At 34.2% G+C, this 25,868-nt stretch carries 28 protein-coding genes; 10 read left to right on the top strand and 18 right to left on the bottom strand.

The features are described from left to right. Positions 1 to 7: 7 nt before the first annotated feature. The 4 genes from BM024_RS05785 to BM024_RS05770 all read right to left on the bottom strand — a co-directional run bounded on the left by BM024_RS05785 (position 8) and on the right by BM024_RS05770 (position 6,058). The gene (locus BM024_RS05785; RefSeq protein ID WP_090678519.1) at positions 8 to 4,345 is read right to left on the bottom strand and encodes a CusA/CzcA family heavy metal efflux RND transporter; all 4,338 of its coding nucleotides are present in this window, start codon (positions 4,343 to 4,345) and stop codon (positions 8 to 10) included. A 76-nt stretch (positions 4,346 to 4,421) separates the two neighbouring features. Further along, a complete protein-coding gene (locus BM024_RS05780; RefSeq protein ID WP_143077728.1) occupies positions 4,422 to 4,751 on the bottom strand; it encodes a DUF6660 family protein in 330 nt (109 codons plus the stop codon). A 189-nt stretch (positions 4,752 to 4,940) separates the two neighbouring features. Further along, positions 4,941 to 5,561, bottom strand: a complete 621-nt coding sequence (locus BM024_RS05775; RefSeq protein ID WP_090678517.1) for a hypothetical protein — start codon at positions 5,559 to 5,561, stop codon at positions 4,941 to 4,943. A 53-nt stretch (positions 5,562 to 5,614) separates the two neighbouring features. Next, on the bottom strand, positions 5,615 to 6,058 hold the full coding sequence (locus tag BM024_RS05770) for an adenylyltransferase/cytidyltransferase family protein (protein WP_090678516.1): 444 nt from the start codon (positions 6,056 to 6,058) through the stop codon (positions 5,615 to 5,617). 374 nt (positions 6,059 to 6,432) lie between these two features. Here BM024_RS05770 and BM024_RS05765 point away from each other — a divergent pair, with 374 nt between their 5' ends. Then, positions 6,433 to 6,993, top strand: a complete 561-nt coding sequence (locus tag BM024_RS05765; RefSeq protein ID WP_090678515.1) for a Crp/Fnr family transcriptional regulator — start codon at positions 6,433 to 6,435, stop codon at positions 6,991 to 6,993. Positions 6,994 to 7,055: 62 nt separating this feature from the next. After that, on the top strand, positions 7,056 to 7,388 hold the full coding sequence (locus BM024_RS05760; protein ID WP_090678514.1) for a DMT family transporter: 333 nt from the start codon (positions 7,056 to 7,058) through the stop codon (positions 7,386 to 7,388). Positions 7,389 to 7,408: 20 nt separating this feature from the next. Here BM024_RS05760 and BM024_RS05755 read toward each other — a convergent pair whose 3' ends face one another. Both BM024_RS05755 and BM024_RS05750 read right to left on the bottom strand, forming a co-directional pair. Continuing rightward, positions 7,409 to 7,954, bottom strand: coding sequence for a lipocalin family protein (locus BM024_RS05755; RefSeq protein ID WP_177190164.1), 546 nt, complete (start codon positions 7,952 to 7,954; stop codon positions 7,409 to 7,411). A gap of 49 nt (positions 7,955 to 8,003) precedes the next feature. Next, entirely contained in the window at positions 8,004 to 8,297 is a 294-nt protein-coding gene (locus tag BM024_RS05750; RefSeq protein WP_090678512.1) for a GNAT family N-acetyltransferase, read from the bottom strand. A 304-nt stretch (positions 8,298 to 8,601) separates the two neighbouring features. On the opposite strand from BM024_RS05750, the gene BM024_RS05745 reads away from it, so the two are divergent. Next, positions 8,602 to 9,660, top strand: a complete 1,059-nt coding sequence (locus tag BM024_RS05745) for a 3-oxoacyl-ACP synthase III family protein (protein ID WP_090678647.1) — start codon at positions 8,602 to 8,604, stop codon at positions 9,658 to 9,660. Between the two features lie 20 nt (positions 9,661 to 9,680). Here the strand turns inward: BM024_RS05745 and BM024_RS05740 are convergent, their stop codons facing one another. Then, the gene (locus tag BM024_RS05740; protein ID WP_090678511.1) at positions 9,681 to 11,147 is read right to left on the bottom strand and encodes an MATE family efflux transporter; all 1,467 of its coding nucleotides are present in this window, start codon (positions 11,145 to 11,147) and stop codon (positions 9,681 to 9,683) included. 96 nt (positions 11,148 to 11,243) lie between these two features. Here BM024_RS05740 and BM024_RS05735 point away from each other — a divergent pair, with 96 nt between their 5' ends. The 4 genes from BM024_RS05735 to BM024_RS05720 all read left to right on the top strand — a co-directional run bounded on the left by BM024_RS05735 (position 11,244) and on the right by BM024_RS05720 (position 14,196). Beyond that, on the top strand, positions 11,244 to 11,765 hold the full coding sequence (locus tag BM024_RS05735; protein ID WP_090678510.1) for a methyltransferase domain-containing protein: 522 nt from the start codon (positions 11,244 to 11,246) through the stop codon (positions 11,763 to 11,765). Between the two features lies 1 nt (position 11,766). Next, positions 11,767 to 12,615, top strand: a complete 849-nt coding sequence (locus BM024_RS05730) for a glycosyltransferase family 2 protein (protein ID WP_090678646.1) — start codon at positions 11,767 to 11,769, stop codon at positions 12,613 to 12,615. Positions 12,616 to 12,682: 67 nt separating this feature from the next. Further along, positions 12,683 to 13,429, top strand: a complete 747-nt coding sequence (locus BM024_RS05725; RefSeq protein WP_090678509.1) for an MlaE family ABC transporter permease — start codon at positions 12,683 to 12,685, stop codon at positions 13,427 to 13,429. After that, complete coding sequence (locus BM024_RS05720) at positions 13,426 to 14,196, top strand: ABC transporter ATP-binding protein (protein WP_090678508.1); 771 nt, start codon at positions 13,426 to 13,428, stop codon at positions 14,194 to 14,196. Before BM024_RS05725 ends, BM024_RS05720 begins: the two co-directional genes overlap by 4 nt. A 198-nt stretch (positions 14,197 to 14,394) precedes the next feature. Here the strand turns inward: BM024_RS05720 and BM024_RS05715 are convergent, their stop codons facing one another. The 10 genes from BM024_RS05715 to BM024_RS05670 form a co-directional block, all read right to left on the bottom strand. Then, positions 14,395 to 15,462 carry a pseudouridine synthase gene (locus BM024_RS05715; protein WP_090678507.1) on the bottom strand — a complete coding sequence of 356 codons (1,068 nt, stop codon included), beginning with the start codon at positions 15,460 to 15,462 and terminating at the stop codon, positions 14,395 to 14,397. Positions 15,463 to 15,574: 112 nt separating this feature from the next. Beyond that, positions 15,575 to 16,495: a geranylgeranylglycerol-phosphate geranylgeranyltransferase gene (locus BM024_RS05710; RefSeq protein WP_090678506.1), complete on the bottom strand. Its 921-nt coding sequence runs from the start codon at positions 16,493 to 16,495 to the stop codon at positions 15,575 to 15,577. Between the two features lie 28 nt (positions 16,496 to 16,523). Next, entirely contained in the window at positions 16,524 to 17,462 is a 939-nt protein-coding gene (locus BM024_RS05705; RefSeq protein ID WP_090678505.1) for a mevalonate kinase family protein, read from the bottom strand. A 137-nt stretch (positions 17,463 to 17,599) separates the two neighbouring features. Continuing rightward, positions 17,600 to 17,950 carry a cysteine-rich CWC family protein gene (locus tag BM024_RS05700; protein ID WP_090678504.1) on the bottom strand — a complete coding sequence of 117 codons (351 nt, stop codon included), beginning with the start codon at positions 17,948 to 17,950 and terminating at the stop codon, positions 17,600 to 17,602. Positions 17,951 to 17,992: 42 nt separating this feature from the next. Further along, the gene (locus BM024_RS05695) at positions 17,993 to 19,423 is read right to left on the bottom strand and encodes a COG3014 family protein (protein ID WP_090678503.1); all 1,431 of its coding nucleotides are present in this window, start codon (positions 19,421 to 19,423) and stop codon (positions 17,993 to 17,995) included. Between the two features lie 3 nt (positions 19,424 to 19,426). Continuing rightward, positions 19,427 to 20,020, bottom strand: a complete 594-nt coding sequence (locus BM024_RS05690; RefSeq protein ID WP_090678502.1) for a penicillin-binding protein activator LpoB — start codon at positions 20,018 to 20,020, stop codon at positions 19,427 to 19,429. Positions 20,021 to 20,048: 28 nt separating this feature from the next. Continuing rightward, positions 20,049 to 20,417: a hypothetical protein gene (locus tag BM024_RS05685; RefSeq protein WP_090678501.1), complete on the bottom strand. Its 369-nt coding sequence runs from the start codon at positions 20,415 to 20,417 to the stop codon at positions 20,049 to 20,051. Positions 20,418 to 20,643: 226 nt separating this feature from the next. Beyond that, entirely contained in the window at positions 20,644 to 21,729 is a 1,086-nt protein-coding gene (locus tag BM024_RS05680; protein ID WP_090678500.1) for a diphosphomevalonate decarboxylase, read from the bottom strand. Positions 21,730 to 21,838: 109 nt separating this feature from the next. Beyond that, complete coding sequence (locus BM024_RS05675) at positions 21,839 to 22,330, bottom strand: hypothetical protein (RefSeq protein ID WP_090678499.1); 492 nt, start codon at positions 22,328 to 22,330, stop codon at positions 21,839 to 21,841. After that, the gene (locus BM024_RS05670) at positions 22,323 to 23,540 is read right to left on the bottom strand and encodes a BaiN/RdsA family NAD(P)/FAD-dependent oxidoreductase (RefSeq protein WP_090678498.1); all 1,218 of its coding nucleotides are present in this window, start codon (positions 23,538 to 23,540) and stop codon (positions 22,323 to 22,325) included. The genes BM024_RS05675 and BM024_RS05670 overlap by 8 nt, the downstream gene beginning before the upstream one ends. Positions 23,541 to 23,665: 125 nt before the next feature. Here BM024_RS05670 and BM024_RS05665 point away from each other — a divergent pair, with 125 nt between their 5' ends. Continuing rightward, positions 23,666 to 24,211 (top strand): hypothetical protein, encoded by a 546-nt coding sequence (locus BM024_RS05665; protein WP_090678497.1) that lies wholly within the window; start codon positions 23,666 to 23,668, stop codon positions 24,209 to 24,211. 3 nt (positions 24,212 to 24,214) lie between these two features. Further along, positions 24,215 to 24,607 carry a hypothetical protein gene (locus BM024_RS05660; protein ID WP_090678496.1) on the top strand — a complete coding sequence of 131 codons (393 nt, stop codon included), beginning with the start codon at positions 24,215 to 24,217 and terminating at the stop codon, positions 24,605 to 24,607. A gap of 1 nt (position 24,608) precedes the next feature. Here BM024_RS05660 and BM024_RS05655 read toward each other — a convergent pair whose 3' ends face one another. Beyond that, on the bottom strand, positions 24,609 to 25,319 hold the full coding sequence (locus tag BM024_RS05655) for a carboxypeptidase-like regulatory domain-containing protein (RefSeq protein WP_090678495.1): 711 nt from the start codon (positions 25,317 to 25,319) through the stop codon (positions 24,609 to 24,611). Positions 25,320 to 25,602: 283 nt separating this feature from the next. Between BM024_RS05655 and BM024_RS05650 the strand changes: the two genes are divergently transcribed. Then, a partial coding sequence (locus tag BM024_RS05650) for a hypothetical protein (protein ID WP_394333268.1) occupies positions 25,603 to 25,868 on the top strand: 266 nt, incomplete at its 3' end.

The following is a 25,868-nucleotide window of genomic DNA, read 5'->3' as shown; positions in this document are numbered from 1 at the left end:
TCTAATTTTATTGATTTACTAAATAATGTAGACTGTTATGTGTTAAATTATATTCTAGTACAGCATCTAAATAGTTCATTTGAATTGTTAATGCTGTTTCTACAGATTGAATATATTCTACATAAGAAATATCTCCATTATTATATGATTTAGTAGCGTGATCTTTTATCGTCAAAGCATTTTGAAGTGCATTCTCAACATAATAGTCAATAAGCTTTTCTTGGGCTTTTATAACTTCTAATTGTTGTTTTACTTGTTCAGCCACCTGTCTTTGCAGATAACTCCTCTCCGTTTTAGCTTGCTCTACTTGGTATTTCAATCCCTTAACTTTTGAACTTTGACTACCAAAGAAAACCGGAATAGTTATACCTACTGAATAACTTGGCACATTCAATTCTTTGCCATAATACTTCATCTTAGATGCATCCCAACCAGACTCTGAACCTATTGAATATCCTAAAGTAATATCTGGTAAAAACACAGATTTCTCTAGTTTTCTAGTCGCCTCAATCTTATCGATTTCATTTGCTGCCATTTTTAATCCAATATTTTCTTCTAAATCGTAATCTGCTATTGCTTCATGTTTATCATATAACAATCTAGCATCACTAGGAACGAAATCACCTTCTAAATTTAAAAGCGTTTTAATGCGTTCCTTTTCATTTTCAAGATTAGATTTATTTTGAGTCATCAACACATTAAGCTCCTGCTCTTTAGCCTTTGCAACATTACTCTCCATCAAAGTAGTTTCCCCAGTACTGTAACGAAGTTCTGCAGATTTAGAAAAACCTTTTAACAAAACAGCCTGCTCATTTAATAGTAACTCCTTTGAAATACCGTAAAGCATATTCTCCCATGCTTGTCTCAAAGTATATTCAACATCAAGTTCTACACCTTCTCTATTGATTATAGCAGCATCTAAATTCTTTTTTAATACTTGTTTCTTCTTTCCATAAGTAAAAGGACTAAAACTTTGGCTGATGTCTAGACTAATATCTTTAGTATCTCTTCCTTCTAAATTCCCAAAACTTGTAGAAAATTCCGTTTTTGGAATATCGAAAGCCGTTCTAGAAAAACGCTTCTCACTAAGAACTCCTAGCTCTGCAGCCTTAATTCCCATATTCTCCGCCTTTGCAATTTCAATTGCTTCTTTCAAAGATAAAACAGTTTTATCCTGAGCATTTACTCCAATGCTCAACATCAACAATAATACAGTAACAACTGTCTTTTTACTCTTTTTTAATCCAAGACCTTTTTCCTCATAATAATAAAGAATTGGTAAAACGATTAAAGTTAGAATAGTAGCTGTAATTAATCCACCTATTACAACAGTAGCCAATGGCTTTTGAACCTCAGCACCAGCACTTGTACTTAAAGCCATAGGTAAGAAACCTAATGATGCAACTGCTGCAGTTAACAAAACAGGTCTTAAACGTACTTTTGTACCTTCTATAATTCTCTCGTAAAGCCCCATACCCTCTAATTTTAAACTATTAAACTGTCCAATCAATACAATCCCGTTCAACACCGCCACTCCAAACAAAGCAATAAACCCAACACCCGCTGAAATACTAAATGGCATATCTCGCAACCACAAGGCAGCCACACCACCAATGGCAGATAATGGAATTGCTGTAAAAATCAACAAGGATTGTTTCACAGACTTGAATGTAAAATACAGCAATACAAAAATCAACAGCAATGCAACAGGCACAGCAATAGCAAGTCTATTAGTAGCTTCTATCAAGTTTTCAAATTGTCCGCCATATGTCAAATAATATCCATCAGGTAAGCGTAACTTATCATCCAAACGCTTTTGAATATCGTTCACAACACTCTTAACATCTCTATCCTTCACATTAAACCCTAATACAATACGTCTTTTCCCCTCTTCTCTACTAATTTGCATCGGACCGTCTTCGTAACTAACATTTGCTATTTGCTCTAATGGGATTTGACCTCCATTTGGCAAAGCTATAAACATGCTTTTAAGGTTTTCAATATCCTTTCTGTGTCCTTCATCCATTCGAACAACCAAATCAAAACGCTTTTCACCTTCATAGACAACACCTGCTTTTTCTCCTGCAAAACTCGCTCTAACAACTTGACTGATTTCTCCAATATTAAGACCATAAAGAGCTAATTTTTCTTTATCATATCTAATCGAGATCTGAGGCAACCCTGCAACGCGTTCCAATTTAGGAGCAGAGACACCCGGTATATCAGCAATCATCCCATTTATTTCTTCACCAATACTCGCTAAACGATCCAAATCCTCTCCAAAAACCTTTATAGCCACATCACTTCTCACACCTGTCATTAACTCGTTAAAACGCATTTGAATAGGTTGAGAAAATTCTGTAGTCACTCCTGGTATATCATTCAAAGCTTCCTCCATTAAGTCTATAAGTTCCTCTTTAGTTTTTGCTGAAGTCCATTCGCTTTTGTCTTTCAATATCACAATCATATCCGCAGCCTCCATTGGCATTGGATCTGTTGGAATTTCTGCACTACCAATTTTGGAAATCACCATGGTTACTTCAGGAAAACGCTCTTTAAGAATTTTCTCTGCCAATGTGGTTGTTTCAATCTCTTGAGACAAGGAACTACCAGAAGAAATAATTACATGGGTTGCTAAATCTCCCTCATCTAAAGTTGGGATAAACTCCCCTCCTAATCTTCCAAATACGAGTATAGAACCAACAAAAAGAGCAAAAGAAACACCCAATATTAAACGCTTAGCTTTAAACGCTTTCTCTAATACAGGCTTATACCAACTATATAGTTTGTCAATTAACTTATCACTAAAGTTTCTTTTTGTTTTCCCTGCATTTTTACTTAAAAATAACGCAGAAGCCATTGGCACATAGGTTAATGATAAAATAAAAGCACCCAGGATAGCAAAAGACACTGTTTGAGCCATAGGTCCAAACATCTTACCTTCAATTCCTGAAAGAGCCAAAATAGGCAGGTAAACAATTAAGATGATTATCTCTCCGAAAGAAGCACTTGTTCTAATTTTAGAAGCTGCTCCAAACACCTCGTTATCCATTTCATCTTGAGTGAGAAGTTTTTTCTTACTGCTATGCAATCGATGGACAATAGCTTCCACTATAATCACAGCTCCATCGACTATCAATCCGAAATCTATAGCCCCTAAACTCATAAGGTTTCCACTTACGCCAAATAAGCGCATCATTGAAATAGCAAACAAAAGCGATAATGGAATCACTGAAGCTACAATCATTCCCGCTCTCCAGTTTCCTAACAACAACACCAATACAAAAACAACAATTAAAGCCCCTTCTATTAAGTTTGTCTTAATAGTGCTTACTGTTTTATCAATCAGCTTTGTTCTATCTATAAATGGTTCGATTGCTACTCCTTCTGGTAGTGTTTTTTCTATTTGTGATATACGTTCCTTAACAGCTTTCACAACTTCTTGTGTATTACCATCCTTCAACATCATTACCATTCCCCCAACATCTTCTCCTTTACCGTCTTTTGTAACTGCTCCATATCGAATGCTGCTTCCAATACGAACATCCGCTACATCACGAATCAGAATAGGAGTTCCGTTATTGTTCTTTACAACAATACGTTCAATATCTTCTAAGCTTTGAATCATCCCTACACTTCGAATAAAATAAGCATAAGGTTTCTTGTCTATATAAGCCCCCCCTGTATTCTCATTATTCTTTTCTAATGCATCAAAAATTTCTACAATAGTAGTATTCATACTCTTTAAGCGATCGGGTTGTACAGCAATTTCATATTGCTTTAAATGCCCCCCTAGAGTATTTACTTCCGCTACCCCTTTAACACCATTCAATTGCGGTTTAATCAACCAATCCTGAATAGTTCTTAAATCCATACTATTGTATTTATCTTCAAAACCCTCTAAAGGATAAACAACATATTGATAGATTTCACCTAAACCAGTACTTACAGGAGCTAACTCAGGTTTCCCAACTCCAGTCGGAATATTTTCTTCAGCCTCTTTTAACTTTTCACTAATTTGAGCCCTTGCCCAATAGATATCCGTATTCTCAGTAAAAACAACTGTTACAACACTTAAACCAAATCTACTAATAGACCTCAATTCGGTTATATTGGCAATTGGTTTTACTGCTTGTTCAATAGGATAAGTGATAAATTGCTCCACTTCTTGAGTAGCAAGAGTTGGAGAACTTGTAATAATTTGAACCTGATTATTGGTAATATCAGGTTGCGTATCCATAGGTAAATTAATAACAGAATAGGTACCCACGCCAATTAAAGCTAGTACAAACAATCCTATTATAAACTTATTACGAATACTAAAATGTATGATTTTATCTAACATAATAGCTTTAGTTTATTGTAAATATCAAACACACTCATTTAAGAATCGAGTGTATCTATTTTATAAGAAATAAAATTTAAGCTATCTTGGGAGGTTGCCATATTGGCTTTTCTTCACCTTGTACTAGATTGTCGAAAGGCAATGGAGTTACCCCAACAGTATCATAAGTTTGTACATTGGAAACATATAAAGCTAAAGCAACAGTAATTGAAGCAGCGCAACATACGCAAGCACATAAAGGAGAACAATCATCCATAGTTGAATGGTCAGCATGCTGAACTTCTCGAACCAAGGTTGTATTATTAGATGAATCAGTCTGTACGTAAACATCCATGCACGGATACATAGCTATTAGCAAAAATAGCATGGAAAGCAACACGGTTATTAATACTCTTACTGATTTCATGAAGCAAATTTAAACTTTTTAGTTCAATTGCAAAAAAATGTTTTAACATTTACATCTCTTTGCAACTCAGTTGCATTGATGCTTTGAATACATCAAATAAAAAACAACTCTCAAAAAGGAAATAATGACAAAAAAAAGACCTATAAAACAATAATTGCCATAGGTCTTTTTTAAATAATTTTAAAAAACTTACAATTTCAAAGCCACACCTAGATTAGCAGTAAAATAGCCACCTGTAGCACTATCCCCGTTTTCTACCGCAGGACCTCCATTATAACCATAATTCTGACTAAAATTAATCACATAAGTAGCATCTAAGTGAACACTAATTTTATCCGTTATGTTATAACGTGGCATAAGTCCAATTTGAACATTTCCTATATTATCTGAACCCGATTTCAACTCACTTTTACCTACTGAAATACCTAGACCAGTATGAGATAAAACTTCGAAAGGTGTTTGAGTAGATACGCCTGAAATAGCTTTACTGATATTAAAAGTAGATTCAAGCATAAACTTATGAAAAGTCAATCCGAAATCAGAATTATCCTTGTCCTTAAAGCCATTATAAGCATAAGTCCCTCTTAACCCCCAAAAATCATCTAACTGATAATGAGCTCCCACGTAAAGACTATTAACACCTGAGAAATCACCTGCTTTAATTCCATCCGTTGGGCTCATTGGAATATTGTATCCCCATCCAAGTTCAAAAGTGGTATTTGCTAAAAACTCTGATGAGTTGTCTTGAGCCTGCACAGAAAATAAACCTGTCGCTAGTAAGGTTATTCCTAGAATAAGTTGCTTTTTCATTAAAATATATGGTTTGTTATTAATTGGTTTAATCTTTTTAAAACTTAAGTTGATTAACTTACTTTATCAACTACTTTTTGAATCTCCATTTCTTTTTGGGCTACAACTTTTCGCAAAGAACTACTCGAGAAGCGATGATCACGACGATTATAAATCAATTCAATTCCTTTAGTTTCACAATACATTCTACCTGTAAAATTCTTGTCTTTATACTCCTCTCCTAAAATACGTACATCTATTTTAAAAGACCTTAAAATATCTTCTAAATCTTGTTCTGTAGCATACGGAATTATCTCATCAACAAACTTACAGCCTTTCAACTGAATGTAGCGTTCTACCACAGTTTGTGTAGGTTTGTTTTTTTCTGCACGATCTAAAGTAGGGTCCGTTTGCAATCCAACTATAAGGTAATCACAATGATATTTTGCTTCCTCCAACATTTTTATATGTCCTGCATGCAACAAATCAAATGTACTAAATGTAATTCCAATCTTCATATTTTTCAAGTATTACGAGAGAGTAAGGCTTCTTTCATTAAAATTACCACCATACTTCCACTGATTTACAATACAAAAAATCATAGAATTAATTTCAGAAAATGTATTGCTCCAAATGTATTTAGTTATTTTCCAACCGATACGTATTTCCAATAATCGCAAAAAGCCTACCATTTATAGAATATTTCAGCATCACCCTCTCTATTCTACACTCATAGGCGATTAAATTTTAAATTTGTAAGGATAATTGTTTCCAAAAGTACAACTGTATTTGATTGCACCTTATATCCACAATATAACTATTACTATAGCTGCTGATTAAAAATATTTTTTTGTATTTTCATAGGGGCTTATAATAAAAAAGTTTTAGAACTATGAATACTTTAATACGACTATTCGAACGATATGGATATGTCTCTCCTTCTTGTAAGGAAGCATTAGAACAACATATTCAAACTTCTCACAAAACCAAGGGTTCTATTCTATTAAAAAAAGGTCAAACTACAGGAAACCTATTCGTACTCGAAAAAGGTTTGGTTCGAGGTTATTATGAATATAAGGAAAAACAAACCGATGTGTGGTTTGGTTTTGAAAACACTATTCTAGGATCAACCTATCAACTTTACAAAAGCAGACCTTCCCTAGAATACATAGAATGTATGGAAGATTGTATTGTACACGCACTTTCTAACCAAGAGTTACTTCGTTTCTATAAAGATTTTCCGGAATTAAATGTCATAGGCAGACGCTTCACAGAAGACTACTGTCTACTATTAGAAGAACGAGCTTTCCAATTACAGACATTTTCAGCTGTAGAACGTTATCACGACCTAATAAAAAGACATCCAGAAACTTTGTTTAGAATCCCACTAGGAAACATTGCCTCCTATTTGGGGATATCGGCAGAAACTTTAAGTAGAATTAGGCGAATTTGACTTATATCAAAATAAGACACTTCTTATTCAATTACTTTTGTGCTTGAATTAAAATAGTAGTCATGAAAAATTTCTTATTCCTATTTGTAGCAATCATATGCGAAGTAATAGCGACAAGTTCCTTAAAAGCATCAGACCAATTTACAAAATTGGTACCTAGCATTCTTACAATTATAGGATATATCGCAGCCTTTTATTTTCTGAGTTTAACTCTAAAAACCATACCGGTAGGAATTGCTTATGCTATCTGGTCTGGTGTAGGAATTGTGCTAGTTACGCTTGTTGCCGCAATACTCTATAAACAACAACCCGATTGGGCTGCTATAGCAGGAATGGCTTTAATTATCGCTGGTGTTGTTGTTATAAATGTTTTTTCGAAAATGGGTAAAGGTTAAATATTTTTCATCATATAATATTACTGTTGCTTAATCCAAAGCAATCTTGAAACATCATACCCGATGCCGCGAGCAACATTTAAATAATTTTGCTTAACTGACTCGGGTATTTCTTTTTCCCTAGAAAGAATCCACAAATAATCCAAATTCTTTCCTGCAACTAAAGCATACTTATATTCAGCATCTAGAGCAACAACATTATATCCCGCATAAAATGGTCCGAAAAAAGAAACTTTTAGCTTAGCCTCATCGGTCTTATCTACAAACTTTGCTTTTCCTTCCGCTTCCTTCCATTCATCTTTAACCTTATTATACCCCCTATTCAAAACAGCTATGGAACCGTCTTCATTTTTTGAATAAGTAGCAGTTGTATAACTTAAATCCTTCTCATATTTAAAATCGATACGAGCAATTTCATACCATGTACCTAAATACCTATCTACGTCGAAATCATGAACCGCTTTAGCAGTTGAAGGAATCGTTTGACAGTTTGAGAATAGCATTATGCATAAGCCCAACAACAAGGAGAATGCTCTAAGACGACCTTTTCTAATTATTTTTTTCATAGAACTAATTATTAATAATTACAATAAGAAACTATGCCACTCCAAAGTTCTAACTAACCACATAAGTCTGCCATTCCGGATTTCTCTTTATATAAGCATGTACAAAAGGGCAGAGCGGTTGTAGTTTCAAGTTATGTTCTTTAATGTAATTCAATGTTTTCTCAACCAATGCAGATCCAACTCCTCTACCAGCTAATTCTTGAGGACTTTCTGTGTGTAAAAGTTTCAAAACTCCACCTTGCTCCTCATAAGTTATAAAAGCGATATAACCATCGACTTCTAACTCAAATCGCTCTAATGCTCTATTATTATTTAAAGCAATGTTTACTAATTCATCATTCATAATCGTCTAATTTAATTTATTTTTAAATTTATTTTAACCTCCTAAAACGTCAATATTTACAATCCTATTTCTCTCTTTAGCAATAGAAATAAAATCACACTACTCAAAACATCAACAACTTATACAAAGACAAAAAACAAACACTAGATAGAACACTAAGCTTGTTTTCTTTTAAAATTACGTAAATTATTGCCAACTCATGTTAAGAGACCTAATTACTTTTCTTTTTTTAGTTACCTTTAATCTTAACTAGAAGCAAATACGGTGTTTGTTTTTACTATTTATCACCTATAAAAATTGTATGATGAACATTAAATTTTCCGGGACTGGGAGCTATATTCCCACTCAAATTATCAAAAATGATGATTTTGACATGTTCGACTTTCGAGACGTTCATGGAGTTCCTTTACCATATAATAATCAACAAATTGCCAAAAAGCTTCAACAAATAACAGGTATAGAAGAGCGTAGATATATAGACGACCAATTGGTTTGTTCTGATATTGCTACTACTGCTTCACAAAAAGCATTAAGCGACAGTAATACAGATCCCGAAACCATCGACTACATCATCTTTGCTCATAACTTCGGTGATATAAAAAAAGGAACAATTCAGTCAGATATAGTACCAAGTTTAGCAGCACGCGTGAAACATAACTTAGGCATTAAAAACCCTAATTGTGTAGGATTTGACGTTCTTTTTGGTTGTCCTGGATGGCTCCAAGGAATCATTCAGGCATATGCATTTATACAGGCTGGAATGGCTAAAAAATGTCTAGTAATTGGTGCAGAAACGCTTTCTAGAGTTATTGACTTACACGATAGAGATTCTATGATTTATGCTGATGGAGCTGGAGCCACTATTCTAGAAAAATCAGATGAAACAGGAGGTATTCTCTCTTTTGAAAATGCGAGTTACACCGTTGAAGAGGCGAATTACATTCACTTTGGAAAATCGTACCATCCAGAATTAGATATAAACACGAAATACATCAAAATGCACGGTCGCAAAATCTATGAATTTGCACTTACAAAAGTGCCCTTAGCCATGAAATCGTGTTTAGAAAAAAGTGGTATTCATATCGACCAAGTAAAAAAGATTATCATTCATCAAGCGAATGAGAAGATGGATGAGGCAATCGTAAAGAGATTTTATGAATTATTTGACATGGAAATGCCTAAAAACATTATGCCCATGAATATTCAAAAATTAGGAAACAGCAGTGTTGCAACCCTCCCAACCCTTTATGACATGATATTAAAAGACCAAATGGAATTCCATCATATACAACAAGGAGACGTTGTATTGTTTGCCTCTGTTGGTGCGGGGATGAACATTAACGCTCTAGTTTATCAACTGTAAACATTATATTCCTGAACAATCTAACCTACTATTTTTGTTTTTAACTTATTCAAATAGTCCGTTATTTCCGGAACCCATTGAAATTTATAAAGTGCAATTAGATGAATAACTACAACTAAGAAAACCTTATAAAGCAAGTCAAACCAAGAATAGTTCGTTAGAGGAATTTCAAACACCAATAAAACTACAACCACAAAAAAGGCAACCATTTTTACAAATGATTTGTCAAAAGGCCACAACCCCATCTTTTTATAGATATAGAGCGTTTTTGCTAGATTAAATAGCGTTAGTGATATCAAAGTAGCATAAGCAACCCCAAGTATCCCCAAATCTGTTTGTGATAGCAAATACCAATTCAGAACTATATTCAACACCATTAAAGATAAAATAGCAATAAGGTTGAATCTATAATACTTTGAGTACGAAATTATTTCAGTATTAAAACCTGTTGACATATTTATGACCACGTTAATTCCCAAAATATAGATAACAGGTAAAGATGGAGCCAAATTCTCATAAGTAGGTAGAATCAAAAACAAAGGTTCTATTCCCACCATAATACAAGAAAACAGAAAAGCACCTATGAAGAACAAATACTTACATACATTCTTGTATTTAATATTCAATTCACCCCATGCATTTTCCTTTATCAATCGAGCTATAACTGGAGCATAAAGCGCAAAAACCCCCGTTGCTGGTATTGCCAAAGTAGAAGCCAATGTAACCGCAATATTGTAAGTTCCATTAGCATCAAAAGAAATAAATTCCGGAATCATCAACGAGTCGACTCTAAACGCAAAAAAAGCACCAAAACTACCCGCAAACGAATAGAGACTATAAGCATAGTAATTTTTTTTCGGCAATTGTTCGAACAAATCTTCATAGCTATTAAACAGTTTGTGTCTATAATGCTTAAAAACATACCTTCCTACCAAAACCATTATAACTCCATATGCAACTACATATAATCCCAAAGCGGAATCAGTTGATACAGCACCATACAACACCAAAATAAAAACCAAAGGCAATGCCAACTTAGGTATTATTTTTTCGTAGAAAGTAGGCACAGATAGTTTTTGCAGATTAGTTGCCTGTCTTTTATATAGCTCTACATAAGCCATGAATAACCCAAGAGGGAAAGCAATTAATAGATACTTGAACTTCTCACCATCTAAATAAAAACTAGAAAGTGCTATCACAATAGCAACTAGAACAGCCATCTTTACAATAGAAAGCAAACTAAAGCTAAACAACTTCTCTTGCAGTTTCTGAGATAGAGAGGGATAAAAATTAATAAGTGCATTTGTACTCCCCAAAACCATAATTGGGAATAGCAATTGGGCAAAAGCATCGACATAGCGAACAATTCCCAACAACTCTTTATCAAGAGGATATATTAAAACAGTAGAAATAACACCAATAGCTACACCAATGTAATTGATTGCTGTGAAAAGAACAGCTTGCTTCGCTGATATTTTACTTGTCATTTATCCCTATTATTGTTTGATACAAATATAGTTTCTTAAAATGGTAAAGTCTTTATTTTTCATAACTTTGTCTCTCTTAGAAAAGTATATCAAGGTATGTATGAACAAAATTACCCCCAAGAACGTTTTCAAATAACGCTAGATTTTTTAGCGAAACACATAAAAAAAACTGATAAAATATTAGACTTAGGGGTTCCAAATCCTTTATCGGAATTAATGCAACAACAAGGCTATTCAGTTACGAGCACAAGTGGGGTAGATTTAGACGACAACCAAGAGGAACTTCTTAACCAAGAGTATAATGTGCTTACTGCTTTTGAAATTGTAGAGCATTTACTGAATCCATACACTATTTTAAAACAATCTAAAGCGAAGCGCATCTTTGTTTCAGTACCGCTACGCCTGTGGTTTAGCACAGCATATAGAAGCAAAACCGACATGAGAGATCGTCATTATCACGAATTTGAAGACTGGCAACTAGATTGGCTATTAGAAAAAGCTGGTTATAAAATCATAGCTAGTAAAAAATGGAGTCACCGCGTTAATAAAATCGGCTTTAGACCTTTGTTAAGAAGATTTACTCCTCGCTACTATTTGGTTTATGCAGAAAGAATTTAATATGAAATACTATGTAATTGTTCCCGCTCACAACGAAGCAAATTTTATAAAGCACACTTTAGATAGTATGGTGTCTCAAACTCATTTACCCAAGAAGTTAATTGTGGTAAATGACAATTCAACAGATACTACTCAATCTATTATTGAGGAATATGTAAATAAGCACCCATGGATTGAACTCATAAATAGAGAATCTACTGCTTTACACCTTCCAGGAAAAAAGGTCATTCAAGCATTCAACAATGGCTTAGAGTATGTAGATGAAGATTACGACTACATCGTAAAATTAGATGCCGATTTGATACTTCCACATAATTACTTTGAAGAAATTTCAAAAGCACTCCAACAAGACCCTCAATTAGGTATGGCTGGTGGCTATGCTTATATTGAAAAAAAAGGAGAATGGATTATAGAAAACCTTACAGACAAAGATCATATTAGAGGTGTCTTTAAAGCATATAGAAAAGAATGCTTTAAACAAATAGGAGGTCTAAAACCAGAAATGGGATGGGATACTGTAGATGAATTATTATGTCATTTTTATGGTTGGAAAATTAAGAGCATTCCTGAATTAAAAGTAAAACATCTAAAACCTACTGGTTCAAAATACGACAGAGAAGCCAGATTCAATCAAGGACAATCTTTTTACACTTTGCATTATGGTTTTGTTATTACACTCATAGCAGCACTAAAACTAGCGAGCAAAAAAAGAAAACCCTTACTTTTTGTCGATTACATAAGAGGTTATTTCAAAGCAAAGAAAGAAAAAAGGCCATTTCTTGTTACTAAAGAACAAGGAAAATTCATTCGAAAATATCGTTGGGAACGAATCAAATCCAAATTAATCTGATTCGTTTTCTCTTTAAATCTCTGAAAACTCATTTGTAATTGGTAATTTAGCCACATATAATTTTTTTATGATAAAGAAAGCTTTAACTCAAATTGGACTCTACTTCATCATGCTCAAAGACGTCTTTAGTAGACCGACAAAATGGAGAGTGATGAAAGAATTAATCTTCAAGGAAATTGACGACTTAATTATAGGGTCATTAGGTATTGTTTCCTTTCTTTCATTCTTCGTAGGAGGGGTGGTAGCTATTCAAACAGCTTTAAATCTTACAAATCCTTTAATACCAAAATATCTAATCGGTTTTGCAACAAGGCAATCAGTAATCTTAGAATTTGCTCCTACTTTCATCTCCATCATTATGGCGGGAAAAATGGGCTCTTTTATTACTTCTAGCATTGGAACCATGAGGGTTACAGAACAAATAGATGCACTGGAAGTAATGGGTATCAATTCATTAAACTACTTGGTATTTCCAAAACTAGTAGCAATTATCTTATATCCTTTTGTAATATGTATTAGTATGTTCTTAGGTATATTAGGTGGTTGGTTCGGTGGTGTAATGGGAGGTTTTGTAACATCAGAGCAATTTATACTTGGATTACAAGATACTTTCATACCATTTCACATTGTATACGCTTTAATTAAAACAGCTATTTTTGGTTTCTTACTAGCAAGTATACCTGCATTTTATGGTTATTACATGAAAGGTGGAGCACTAGAAGTAGGTAAAGCGAGTACTACTGCTTTTGTATGGACGAGTGTTGCTATTATTCTAACCAACTATATATTAACTCAATTACTATTAAGCAAATGATAGAGGTAAAGAACATAGAAAAATCTTTTAATGGGACTAAAGTATTAAAAGGTATCAGTACTGTATTCGAAACTGGAAAAACCAATCTAATCATCGGTCAGAGTGGTTCGGGTAAGACGGTTCTATTAAAAACATTATTAGGAGTTCACATCCCTGATTCTGGAACCATTACCTTTGACGGACGAGATTATGCAAAATTAGACAAGAAAGAAAAAAGGGATTTACGTACTGAAATAGGGATGGTATTCCAAGGAAGTGCGTTATTTGACTCTATGTCTGTTGAACAAAACATCTCCTTTCCACTTCGAATGTTTACAAATAAATCCTCCAAAGAAATTGCCATGAGGACTAATGAAGTAATTGAAAGGGTTAATTTAGAAGGAGCTAATAGTAAAAAACCTTCTGAAATATCAGGAGGTATGCAAAAAAGGGTTGCTATTGCACGCGCAATTGTCAACAACCCTAAGTACTTGTTTTGTGACGAACCAAATTCAGGACTTGATCCTAAGACAGCTATTGTAATTGATAATCTTATACAAGAAATCACACATGAATATCAGATGACTACTGTTGTCAATACTCATGATATGAACTCTGTATTAGAAATTGGAGAACACATAGTATTCCTTAAAGACGGTGTACTAGTGTGGAATGGAAATCACAAAGAAATTCTAAGAACACAGAACGAAGATTTAGTAGATTTTGTTTACTCTTCTGAATTATTCAAAGAGATACGAAGAGTAAGCTTGTTAATGGAAAATAAATAAGCATCATATTCTCATACAAAAAGGGCTGTTACAGATTATGTAACAGCCCTTTTTGTATCATATCGACAATCTTTAAATAACATTCAAAACATAGAAGCACTAAAAAAGGTTCTTTAAAAGTTTTAAAACTTCCAAAGAACCTTTTTTATATAGTTTAGGCATTTATTAATTATGCCCTAACACAATCTATTTTTCAAATTAACCGTTTTTCAAGTTTCTAACTTCTTCTACCGTTAAGTAACGCCATTTACCTCTAGGTAAATTCCATTTAGTTAAACCACCATACATCACGCGGTCTACTTTTAAAACATCGTAGCCAAGTTGTTCAAAAAGAGAACGCACCAATTTAACATTAGAAGCTTTCAATTTTATACCAATCTCAGTTTTTGCTTGTCCGTCAACATAAGCTATTTCATCAACAAAAACGCGGTGATCAGCAATCGTTAGACCATCTTTAATTTTCTCCATATCCGTGTACTTTAGATTTTTATCTAAAGAAACTTGATACATTTTAAAAGAACGATGGTCTGGCGAATTTAACTTTTGTAACAAATCAGAATCATTAGTAAACAACAATAACCCTAAAGTTGTTTTATCCATACGCCCAACAGGTTGTAAAGGATGCTTAGAAGCTGTTTTCACCAAGCTTATAACGTTTTCTTCTGTTATAATCTCATCATTACTAGTAGCGAATCCTTTTGGCTTATTCAACAAAACATAAAGGCGTTTTTCAGGAGTAACCAAACTTCCATCAAAATTCACAACATCACCAGGCTTCACGCGATATCCCATCTCAGTAATAGGTTCCCCATTTACCTTAACATTACCTGAAACGATGTAAATATCCGCTTCTCTACGAGAGCATAATCCAGAATTTGCAATGTATTTGTTCAACCTAATATCATCAGATTCCGCAGCAATTTTTCTTGCTTTAGGTTTTGGTTTAGTAGCCCCAAAAGGTCGGTTGTTAGAAAAATTTCTTTTCGCTCCATCTTCTTTTGCACCTTCTTCTCTCTTAAATGGTTTTGAATCTTCTTTTTTGAAAGGCTTTGTCTCGTCTCTTTTAAATGACTTAGAATCATCTCTTTTAAAAGGTTTTGTCTCGTCTCTCTTAAATGACTTAGAATCATCTCTTTTAAAAGGCTTTGTCTCGTCTCTCTTGAACGACTTAGACTCTTCTCTTTTAAAAGGTTTTGCCCCCTGCTTTTTTGGCCCGACTGAACCTTTTCTTGATGTATTTTTATGATTTGGTTTCCCCTTGTTCATCGCTACTTATTTTTGCAAAGATAATACATAAATAGCTTACTATTTGGGGTCTAATTTCAAATAGCTTACTTTGATAAGAACTTAACAATAAAATGCAGCAACATCTCTCATCTTAAAGAGACTCAAACAGTTCTTTACCATTTACGACAACTTCCGGATCAATGAGCATAATAGAAAAAACTCCCAATAGAATAAGCAGTTTCAGTACAATATGTAACCTATGATATTGCAACGTGGTCTTAGAAAACCACAACTTAACCAGAAAGAAAACAAGAACTCCAATACTTAAATAAAAATAGTAAATCATATACCCTACTTGATGTTCCACTATTAAAAAACGAGTAGGAAATAAGGAAAGAAACACCAATATACTAACCACTACCTTCGTAGCAAGTTCACCAAAACGCACTGGTATTGTTTGATAGTTGTTTGCTAAATCTCCTTTTATATTCTCCAAATCCTTAATCATTTCGCGAATTAGAACTAATAAATAAAGGAAAAAAGCATGTACAAAAATCGCACTATAGAAGTACTTGAAATACATTAGAATACCAAAAAAAGGAAGTATAACAAGAAAAGAAGCTGTTAGATTACCAATAATGGGAAATTTCTTTAGCTTATGAGAGTAAAACCAAAGAATGAAAATATAGACAGAAAAAAATAGTGCCGCGTGTATTGAAACAATAGACACTATACTAACCGATAAAAAATTTAGAAAAAAATAAACGCGAAGTTTGGTGGTTTGACTCACCAATCTATCTAACTTACTCTTGTTAGGTCTATTGATTAAATCTTTTTCTGCATCATAAAAATTATTTATAATATACCCTGCGGCAATAGCCAAAGAAGAGCAGAAAATAATCAAGAATAAGCGCCAATCTAAAACAACATCTAACGCGCGTTTTTGAGGTGCTAAAATATAGATAGAAGCAAGATATTGTGCTACGACAATAACAAAAATATTGTATCCGCGAACCACGGAGAAAAGACTAAAAATCTTAGCCAATATCAACTTGGTTTTTCTTGACACCATTTAGTATAGCATTTGACACCCTATGAAACTAAAACTTATAAACCACTTCAAGCTTATAGTCCTTCAAAGCTTCTTTGGCTTTCTCATAATCAGGTGTAAACCCTAATATATAGCCTCCGCCACCAGAACCACACAACTTTAAATAGTAGTCGTTTGTTTCAATTCCCTTTTCCCACACTTTGTGAAATTGCTCGGGAATCATAGGTTTAAAATTATTAAAAACAACTTTTGACAATTGTTTTGTGTTTGAAAACAAGGACTTCATATCCCCTTTCAAAAAACTTTCAACACATGCATCTGTGTATTTCACAAACTGATTTTTCAACATCTTGCGAAACCCTTGGTCCTTCAAGTTTTCCATAAAAATAGTAACCATAGGAGCTGTTTCCCCTACAATACCAGAGTCTAACAAGAACACAGCACCTTTCCCATCAACTTGTTGAGAAGGAATACCGGTTGGCTCTATATTATCTTTAGAATTAATTAAAATAGGAAGACTCAAATAACTATTCAATGGATCTAGACCAGAACTTGTTCCGTGAAAGAAAGATTCCATTTCTCCGAAAACAGTTTTTAAAATCAATAGCTTTTCACGAGTGAGATTCTCTAAAACAGTAATCTTCTCCTTTGCATATTTATCGTAAATCGCAGCAACTAAAGCACCACTACTCCCAACTCCATATCCTTGAGGAATACTAGAATCAAAATAAAGTCCAGTAGCAATATCTTGCTTAAAAGAATCCATATCGAACTGAACCAATTCAGGTTTTCGTTCTTGTAAATCCTCTAAATAAGAAGCAAACTGCAACAAGCTTTGATTGGATTTCAAAGCTTCACCTTCCAAGTTCGACTCCACCTTTAATGCCCCATTGTAGAAGTTATAAGGGATAGATAAACCTTTAGAGTCTCGTATAATTCCATATTCTCCAAAAAGAAGAATCTTAGAATAAAATAAGGGTCCTTTCATAGCAACAAAAGTATATTGAAATACAAAAATACGGTTTTTTTAATAGATAACAACGTTAAGCAAGCTTTAAAAATCTTCACACAGCTCACAAAAACGCTTAAAATCAACGACATAAAACATCAGACAATTTTCAAAAATTACAAATGCTGATTCTTAAAGCCATACACACAGTGCCTACAACCATTTTGGCAACACTGTCCTTTCATCAAATGATATAACTCAGTAAAAACAAAATAGCCATTCTCAATGTAATAATGAACTCCTTCAATCATCTCACTACGTCGAGTTGGAAAAGGCATTCCTTTTGCAGCTGCAACCAATCCATCTATCTTCATCAAACAAGCATTACATAAACACTTATGATACGTTCCTGCTAAAAAAGCAACAGTCTCTTGACTCAAATTAACTTTTTTACAATCACATTGCTCAATAGCCTCAGCATTACAAATAATTTCAGCTCTACAATGTGTACAATATTTATTCTTCAAAACTCTTTCTTTTTTCTAACATTTGAATAAGTTGATCAACAACTATTTCAAAGTACTATAATTATAAAACTGCAAACCTCCACTTCCCGCTACATGAATCACCTCATCTACAACCTCACCGTTTGACTTCGTCAAACGCAATTGAATTTTATTATCTCCCTTTTCTAGCGGAATACGAGCATAACTAATATATCCAGGTAAACTCTGCCAATTTCGAGTATCTGCCTTTTCAGACAACATACTAAAAAGTTGCACTCCTAATCCTAACCCCTCCAACAACACATCATTATTGCCATTAGAAGACTTTGCAGAAGAAGTCAATGCATATTCCGTAGCCTTTTTTACTGCAAGTCTAGTTAAAACACTCCCTAGCTCTTTTCCCCATCGTTCTTTCAACGTTTGAATAGCTAAAGTATTTACATCTTCCACCAACTCTAAAGAGAAACCATCTTTACCAGTACTAGCTGTTGCGGAACGATATAAAGGAAGTTTTGCCTCATACTTCGGCAAAGCAACTCGTAAACTGTGAATATCACTCAAATTCGCACTTCCTGCAAAACCAAAGTCGAACGGAATCACAAGACCTCCTAAAGCATCCGTAAAGAACAGACTTCCATTATCGCCTTTCACCAAAGTAAAAAACAAATCCTCTTGTCTTTTTATAGGAGCAACACCGTTTTCCCAAAACAAAACCAATTCACCACCCGTTGTTTCCGTATAGTCCTTAAAGGTCATTCCAAATTGATTTTCAAATTTTCTCAACTCCGAAGTAAATCCCATTTTATAAGCAGTGCGCATAACATCATACTTCAGGTTTTCCGGAATAGAAACACCGTAATAAATTCCTTCTTCAGATTGTTGATATACTTCCACAGCGTTTCTATAGGCAATGAAAGCATTGTTTATATCTCCATCTGCCTCATAAATCAAACCTTGCAAAATCAAAGAAAAAGCATCTTTAGAATATCTAGAATCCTTATCGTTGAACTTATCCTTTTGCGCAAGTGTTTGCAAATTAATACGTCGTGCCTCAACAATAGCTGCTTCTTTATCCCCTAAATAAAAATAATTAAGCGCCTTGTAATAATGCAACATAAAGATTTCAAAATCTTCCCCTTTGTAATTCTGTGACATAGGATTAAGCACTGCACCAACTATAGCATCGCCCGTACTATTTAACCCTACTTCATATAACATATCAGCCTCGTTTAGATACTGATTACTCTTTGCATACTCTCCTGCCAAATGGGCTAAACGCCCTTTCTCCATCAAGTAAAGTAATTTGTTACGCGGTTTCGTTAACAAGGGGTTTTTATCAAGAGTTTTTTCAGCCTCTACCCAATCACCTGCCCCTACTTTTTGATAATAATCACTAATTCGATCGTGATAAGAAGCACAACCAAACACGAAAAACATCAGCCCAAAAAGAACTGATGTTTTACATATTTTAAAAATGGTTTGCTTTAAAACCATAGTTTATCTTTTAACTTGTTTCGCTATTTTTTTATCTCCAATCCAAACCACTTCACCTGTTTGAATATTTGTCAACTCTAAGTCAACTTGATAATAAACTACTTTTTGTTTTTTATGCGCATCCACGATAGAATTGATTGAACCTTGCAAAATATAATCCGCTCCATTCTCTAAACCAAACTTTTTCATAGTAGCTGTAGAAGCATTGATTTGCTGGTCAGCACGTTCACCGCGAAGTTCTTCACGTTTTTTCCCTCCTTGTACCAAACGAACTTTTTGCGATTGAATAAAAGAGCGCTCTACGTCTTTTACAAAAGTTTCTGCATCTATATGTTCATGACTTTTGTTTTGAACCATCCCAACAATAACAACCGGTTTCTTACCTTGATTATCCTCCTGATGATTTCCAATCCAAGCACCAGTTAAAACAGCTTGTGTCATTTCTTCTGCAACCATTCTAGAGTCAGAATTATTCCAACCACCGCTAATATCAACTACATCCTCTGTACTGATACGAGTTACTTGTCTTCCACATGAGGTAATAAAAACTCCTGACGCTACTAACAAAGCAGCCAATGCTATACGTTTCATTTGCATAATTATATGTTTTATGTTTTTTTATTAATTAAAAGGAAAACCAAAAATTCCCTGTTCTAAATCCAATTGTAGGTATCCATCTTCTATAGTTGTAATAGCTAGGATAATAATTATAATTAGGATAGTCATAATCCATATAATAACTTCGATTCATACGCTCTTCATGACGATATGCTCTTCGTTGCGCTCTTCGCTCCTCACGTGCTTCATACCAATCATAAGCTTTATAAGTATTCTGCACCGTAGTTCCCATATTTTGAATCAATGAATCATTAACTCCCATGTAATAATCTAAACTTTCCTCAAAGTTAGGATTCTGCTGCTCAACTTGAGCCCAAGCTCCCCAAGACAACATAGTCAAAACAGCTATACCAAAATTTGTAAATCTATTTTTCATAATAACATGTTTTTAATATTACTCAATAATCAATTCCCATGCCACTAATGGAAAATCTCTATAGTAAATATACAAAATAATCACATCCTACACCACCATATAAATCAACAAATCATTTGATAAACAACACTGTAAAATATCCCTCACCCTTACTTACCAAATAATCAAAAAAAAGGAAAACAATCGTTACAATCATTCTCCCTTTTACTCTTTTTAATTCAAGCTACTACAAACTAAGTCTTTCAGCCCCTTCACCAATTTCATCTGCAATATAATGTTGCTGTTGACAATAATCCGCCAAATCACTAGCAATCCAATCCATTACCTCAACCTTATATGCCTTTGGAAACAATAAATGAACATTCGCACCCGCATCCAAAGTAAAACAAACTGGCACTCCGTGCTCTTTTCTAAACTTCCAAATACGCTCAATAATTTGCAACGTATTAGGTTTCATTAAAATAAAATACGGTATTGAAGTCATCATCATAGCATGAAGCGTCAAAGCTTCACTTTCTACTAAAGCCATAAAAGCCTCCAAATCTCCAGACTGCAACACCACCTTCAAATCTTTCAAATTTGTATGCGCTTGCGCAAAGCGTTGTTCTGCAAACGGATGATGATGCATTAAATCGTGACCTACTGTACTTGAAACTTGTTTTTCGCCTTTATCAACCAATAATATCACATCTTGATAATCTTTAAAAACATCATGCACTTTTGCTGAGAAAGGAACTCCAAACAAATTCGACGCTTCTGAAAACTCTTCATTTTCTCCCCAAACCACTATTGAACCAGAAACACTTCTACAAGCACTACCAGAACCTAAACGAGCCAAGAAAGAAGCCTTTTGGTAAAAAAACTCCTGTGTCATATCGGGAAAAAGCGCGCGCTCTAACGACATAATATTGACAGCCAAAGCAGCCATACCAGAAGCCGAAGAAGCAATACCCGAACTATGTGGAAACGTATTTGAGGTATCTATTATAAAATTATAATTGGATATATAAGAGCAATACGGTAAAATACGCTCAAAGAACTTTTGAATTTTAGGTCTAAATGATTCTTTAGGTTGTCCTTCAAACAACAACTCGAAACCAATACCAACAACCTCTTTACGTTTATAGCGCAATGAAGTAATCGTCTTACAGTTTTTCAATGTAAAACTCAAAGAGGGGTTAGCAGGAATCTGATGTTCCTTTTTCCCCCAATATTTAATTAGAGCAATATTACTAGGTGCACTCCAAGAAAAAACACCTTCTTCCAAGGTAGGATTTATAGCTTTAGCTATAAAAAACGTATCATCTATCATAGTTGTAATCTTCTATTCTACTGTTTGCATAAAACAGCTTTTACAAAGATAACTTTAATTTATAAAAACACACTTATGACAATACAAAACCGCCATTCCTAGTTGCTATTTACTCCTTTATCAATCTCAACACCCAAGGTTCCATTTCTTTTCTATATTGCACACTGATATAAAAAGAATCTATAGGATTGCTAAACACAAATGCATTGCTTTTCGGAAGTTCATTCGCTGCACGGAAAACTAAGAAACCACTACCTCCATACAACCCCTTCTCATAAAAATCTTTAAAACTAATATATAGCGGTTCATTTCGGCGTTGCTTTTGAACAATCAAAACATCTAAAAGCTCCTTTTTAGCAATATACTTTTCTTTAAAAAGACTCTTATAACGAATGCCTTTTTCATCTATAAACACATGGATAAAACATGATTTATAAACAAACACCAAAAGCAACACAAAAAAGAAAAACGCAATCATCGAAAGAAATGAGTTTTGAGTGCTGACAAACAATGCCGTTAAAAACAAAAAAAGAGGAATCATTACAAAAAGCATCACAGCTCTTGTTCCCCTATTATAAAAAGAAAATCGCTCTCTATTCATTTCTAGTAGCTATTTCACGAGCGGCAATAAAACCCGTAGTCCATGCATTCTGAAAATTAAACCCTCCAGTAATAGCATCTATATTCAATACTTCACCTGCAAAAAATACGCTAGGCAATACTTTACTCTCCATAGTTTTAAAATTAACTTCCTTCAAGTCTACACCACCAGCTGTAACAAACTCCTCCTTAAAAGTACTTTTTCCATTTACGTGAAATGAAGCAGCGGTTAACTGTTCCGCCAAACTTTGCAATTGTTTTTTATTGAGGTCTGCCCATTTTGCTTCTTCATCAATCCCAGCTGCAATAACGAAACGCTCCCACAAACGGTTTGGGAAATCAAATGGAGATTTCTTAATCACCCATTTTTTCGCATGTTCATCTTTTAAACCCAATAAAATCTCCATCGCAGAAGAAGTAGTTTCTCCAGGAAGCCAGTTTACCAGAATCTCAAATTGATAGTTCTTATTAAATAATTCTCTCGCGCCCCATGCAGATAATCTAAGAATACCCGGCCCACTCATTCCCCAATGCGTTATTAGTAAAGGACCTGACGCCTCCAAATTAGAATTTCTTACAGAAACCTCTGCTAAAGAAGAAACCCCCATCAAATCTTTGATACGTGGATCTTTAATATTAAAAGTAAAAAGTGATGGTACCGGCTCTACAACAGTATGTCCCAACTCAGAAATTAAGTTCCACATCTTAGGATTACTACCCGTAGTAAAAACCAAATACTTCGCTTCCATTCCACCTTGATTGGTATCCACTTTCCAACTAGACTCTTTTTGAAAAACCTCTTGAACACTATGCCCTGTTAAAATAGCTATTTTTGCTTTCTTAGCAGCTTCCAACAAGCAGTCTATAATAGTCTGAGAAGAATCAGAAGTAGGAAACATCCTACCGTCCTCTTCAATTTTCAATTCAACTCCATGCTCATCAAACCAAGCAATAGTATCTCCAGAACAAAACTGATGAAAAGGCCCTAACAATTCCTTAGAACCACGAGGATAAAACTGCGTCAACTCCTTTGGGTCAAAACAAGCATGGGTAACATTACAACGTCCACCACCAGAAATGCGTACTTTTGAAAGAACCTCTTTGCCTCTCTCTAAAATCGCGACTTTTAACCCTTTGTTTTTTTCAACAATATTAATTGCAGTAAAAAAACCCGCTGCACCACCACCAACAATTATAACATCGTACACCATTCACAAATTAGTATTTAAACAAGGTAAATCCTTTCTACCTTTTTATTTAGTTCAAAAAAATATATCTTTACAACCACAAAGATACTTACTTGCGATTTGTTCTGAATCATCACTTAAAGAAGAATATGAAAAAACTTGCCCTTTTATCACTCGTACTATTGTTTTCAATGTGTAAAAGCACGGTTACTATCTTTGCTCCTAAAGAAGTAGCTATAGAAGAAAAGATTGCTGAAATTAAAGAAGAAAACAGACTTCCAGAAGAAAAAGATGTAGTTGACTTACCAGAATACGCACAAGTACGCGATGATTTCCGTTCTGTATCTGAAAAATCAAGAGAAGACTACCTTAAAGGAATGAAGGCAACCGAAGACAACTATTCTGTAGTCATACTTACCAAAGGATTTAAAGGTGAAAACATCACTGTAAGCAATGAAGACAGATCCTTTTATAGAGGAATGACCATGAGCGATCTTAAATCGGGAATAGCCAAGTCAATTCGCGTAGACAATACTAAAGACTTTACGTTAACTGATGGTTTTACTGAAGGTTCACTCACCATAGAAAGCAATCACGCAAAGATGTTTAAGTTTATCTATGTAATGAAAAACAACGCAGATAAAGAAACTCCTTTTAGAGTAACGTTTAGCAATACATTACGCCCTGTTAGATAGACAATGGAAAGACGCGATTATCTTTTAGATATGATTGAAAAAATGGCCCAGTTCTTAAGAATGCTGTTACAACAACTTTCAAAAAAAGAAATATCAGAAGACAAGGCAATAGAAAAAATTGGCAGTTATTTTAATATCGACTTTCAAACCATACTCGGTCTAGAAAAAGAAGTACAGTGGAAAACACTAAACGACATCCCTAATCTAAACTCAAAAAACCAAGAGTTATTAGCCGATTTTTTTGTAGAAATGGCAGAAAAAGCAAATACAGAAAACCCTCAAAAAGCTATTGAATATAGAAAACTAGCGCTACACACTTATGAGAATATCAACAACACTAGCAAAGAATTTGATATGACACGTTTTCAGAAAATAACAGCTTTAAAAACCTTATAACTTACTTTTTGTTTCTAGATTTTTTTTCCTTTTTCACTTTTGCCTTGCCTACGGTAAACACCGCAACTTCACCAAGTGCTTCTTCTTCTAATTTAACCGTAATAAACTCCATCACTTTTTTCGGAGTTACGTATTGATCGGTATATCCCAAAAAACTAAATTTCAGTATTACATCTTCAAGTTCAATATCTTCAGGAACTTCAAACTCAAACACTCCTTCAAAATCCGCATACACAGTACTATTTATTTCAGGATGACTCGATAAAAAAACCGCAACACCTGGTAAACCTACTTTATCATTAGCATCTACCACCTTGCCTTTAATTATTACTTGTTTTTCTTGCAAAAACTCATCAACAGATGGATTTACAGCAACATCACCCATAATAGTTATTTCAGTCGAAACCCCAATTTCTATCTCTCTCTCGTTATTTTGTGCCATAGCAGGACTCACACTTAAAACGGCAGCCAAAGCTATAGTTGCCGCATAAGAACTCCTCTCTTTAGCCATAGGAAAATCCAGCAGCTTTGTTGGGATTTTTCCACACACTCCTTTGTTTTCTTCTAAGAAAACTTGAAGTTCAGATTTGGTAAAACTCGAAAAATCATGTACTGTTTTATCACAAACCGCACAATATCTTCCCTTTTCAGCACTAGTCATAGAATCCCAGTTTTCAGAACAAGGTTTTGGAATGGTTATTTTGTATTTCATACTTATTAAGACAACTATAATTGAGGTTTTTTCATAAAACTAACATTGCTCTAATATAAATAAAAACTTCAAATACTGCACTTCTGTTTGTCTTTTATAGACTTGATAAACTCTATAATTCTCCTCAATAGTCCAACACTATGCTAAAGATGATGATTATCCTCTTTTTAGACACAGTTTCTACTCTCTATTAGAAGTCAATTGAAATAGTACTCAAAGTCCACTCAAGGTCCATTCAAAGTGACCCGTCCTGAAATAGCTGTACAGTTCAAAACAAGAAAAAATGGAAAAATCAGGACAAAAAACCAGTCAACGTTACCATCTAAAGTTCATAGAAAAAGTGGTCCAGGAAGTTGAGTTTGGAGCTACACAAATTTCAGTTATAAATAAATATAATTTAAATAAAACCACGGTCAATGGTTGGATGCAAAAATACGGTAGTCAAGAGTTTTTTAATACTCGACAAGCTCGTAGATATTCAACTAATCTAAAGCGGAAAGTACTTTTGAGTATTAAAGAAGGAAAGATGAGTATTCAGGAAGCTAAGGT

It is taken from the genome of Myroides guanonis (assembly GCF_900114085.1).
In the GTDB taxonomy this organism is placed as follows: domain Bacteria; phylum Bacteroidota; class Bacteroidia; order Flavobacteriales; family Flavobacteriaceae; genus Flavobacterium; species Flavobacterium guanonis.
This window is presented reverse-complemented; position numbering and strand designations above follow the sequence as displayed.

What these genes read in the sequence shown, in the direction of transcription:
- BM024_RS05785 (WP_090678519.1), bottom strand. Translation starts at nt 4,345, where the DNA reads ATGTTAGATAAAATCATACATTTTAGTATTCGTAATAAGTTTATAATA.
- BM024_RS05670 (WP_090678498.1), bottom strand. Translation starts at nt 23,540, where the DNA reads ATGGTGTACGATGTTATAATTGTTGGTGGTGGTGCAGCGGGTTTTTTT.
- BM024_RS05765 (WP_090678515.1), top strand. Translation starts at nt 6,433, where the DNA reads ATGAATACTTTAATACGACTATTCGAACGATATGGATATGTCTCTCCT.
- BM024_RS05690 (WP_090678502.1), bottom strand. Translation starts at nt 20,020, where the DNA reads ATGCAAATGAAACGTATAGCATTGGCTGCTTTGTTAGTAGCGTCAGGA.
- BM024_RS05665 (WP_090678497.1), top strand. Translation starts at nt 23,666, where the DNA reads ATGAAAAAACTTGCCCTTTTATCACTCGTACTATTGTTTTCAATGTGT.
- BM024_RS05675 (WP_090678499.1), bottom strand. Translation starts at nt 22,330, where the DNA reads ATGAATAGAGAGCGATTTTCTTTTTATAATAGGGGAACAAGAGCTGTG.
- BM024_RS05770 (WP_090678516.1), bottom strand. Translation starts at nt 6,058, where the DNA reads ATGAAGATTGGAATTACATTTAGTACATTTGATTTGTTGCATGCAGGA.
- BM024_RS05750 (WP_090678512.1), bottom strand. Translation starts at nt 8,297, where the DNA reads ATGAATGATGAATTAGTAAACATTGCTTTAAATAATAATAGAGCATTA.
- BM024_RS05715 (WP_090678507.1), bottom strand. Translation starts at nt 15,462, where the DNA reads ATGAACAAGGGGAAACCAAATCATAAAAATACATCAAGAAAAGGTTCA.
- BM024_RS05720 (WP_090678508.1), top strand. Translation starts at nt 13,426, where the DNA reads ATGATAGAGGTAAAGAACATAGAAAAATCTTTTAATGGGACTAAAGTA.
- BM024_RS05655 (WP_090678495.1), bottom strand. Translation starts at nt 25,319, where the DNA reads ATGAAATACAAAATAACCATTCCAAAACCTTGTTCTGAAAACTGGGAT.
- BM024_RS05775 (WP_090678517.1), bottom strand. Translation starts at nt 5,561, where the DNA reads ATGAAAAAGCAACTTATTCTAGGAATAACCTTACTAGCGACAGGTTTA.
- BM024_RS05735 (WP_090678510.1), top strand. Translation starts at nt 11,244, where the DNA reads ATGTATGAACAAAATTACCCCCAAGAACGTTTTCAAATAACGCTAGAT.
- BM024_RS05680 (WP_090678500.1), bottom strand. Translation starts at nt 21,729, where the DNA reads ATGATAGATGATACGTTTTTTATAGCTAAAGCTATAAATCCTACCTTG.
- BM024_RS05780 (WP_143077728.1), bottom strand. Translation starts at nt 4,751, where the DNA reads ATGAAATCAGTAAGAGTATTAATAACCGTGTTGCTTTCCATGCTATTT.
- BM024_RS05745 (WP_090678647.1), top strand. Translation starts at nt 8,602, where the DNA reads ATGAACATTAAATTTTCCGGGACTGGGAGCTATATTCCCACTCAAATT.
- BM024_RS05755 (WP_177190164.1), bottom strand. Translation starts at nt 7,954, where the DNA reads ATGAAAAAAATAATTAGAAAAGGTCGTCTTAGAGCATTCTCCTTGTTG.
- BM024_RS05740 (WP_090678511.1), bottom strand. Translation starts at nt 11,147, where the DNA reads ATGACAAGTAAAATATCAGCGAAGCAAGCTGTTCTTTTCACAGCAATC.
- BM024_RS05660 (WP_090678496.1), top strand. Translation starts at nt 24,215, where the DNA reads ATGGAAAGACGCGATTATCTTTTAGATATGATTGAAAAAATGGCCCAG.
- BM024_RS05705 (WP_090678505.1), bottom strand. Translation starts at nt 17,462, where the DNA reads ATGAAAGGACCCTTATTTTATTCTAAGATTCTTCTTTTTGGAGAATAT.
- BM024_RS05710 (WP_090678506.1), bottom strand. Translation starts at nt 16,495, where the DNA reads ATGGTGTCAAGAAAAACCAAGTTGATATTGGCTAAGATTTTTAGTCTT.
- BM024_RS05760 (WP_090678514.1), top strand. Translation starts at nt 7,056, where the DNA reads ATGAAAAATTTCTTATTCCTATTTGTAGCAATCATATGCGAAGTAATA.
- BM024_RS05725 (WP_090678509.1), top strand. Translation starts at nt 12,683, where the DNA reads ATGATAAAGAAAGCTTTAACTCAAATTGGACTCTACTTCATCATGCTC.
- BM024_RS05695 (WP_090678503.1), bottom strand. Translation starts at nt 19,423, where the DNA reads ATGGTTTTAAAGCAAACCATTTTTAAAATATGTAAAACATCAGTTCTT.
- BM024_RS05730 (WP_090678646.1), top strand. Translation starts at nt 11,767, where the DNA reads ATGAAATACTATGTAATTGTTCCCGCTCACAACGAAGCAAATTTTATA.
- BM024_RS05685 (WP_090678501.1), bottom strand. Translation starts at nt 20,417, where the DNA reads ATGAAAAATAGATTTACAAATTTTGGTATAGCTGTTTTGACTATGTTG.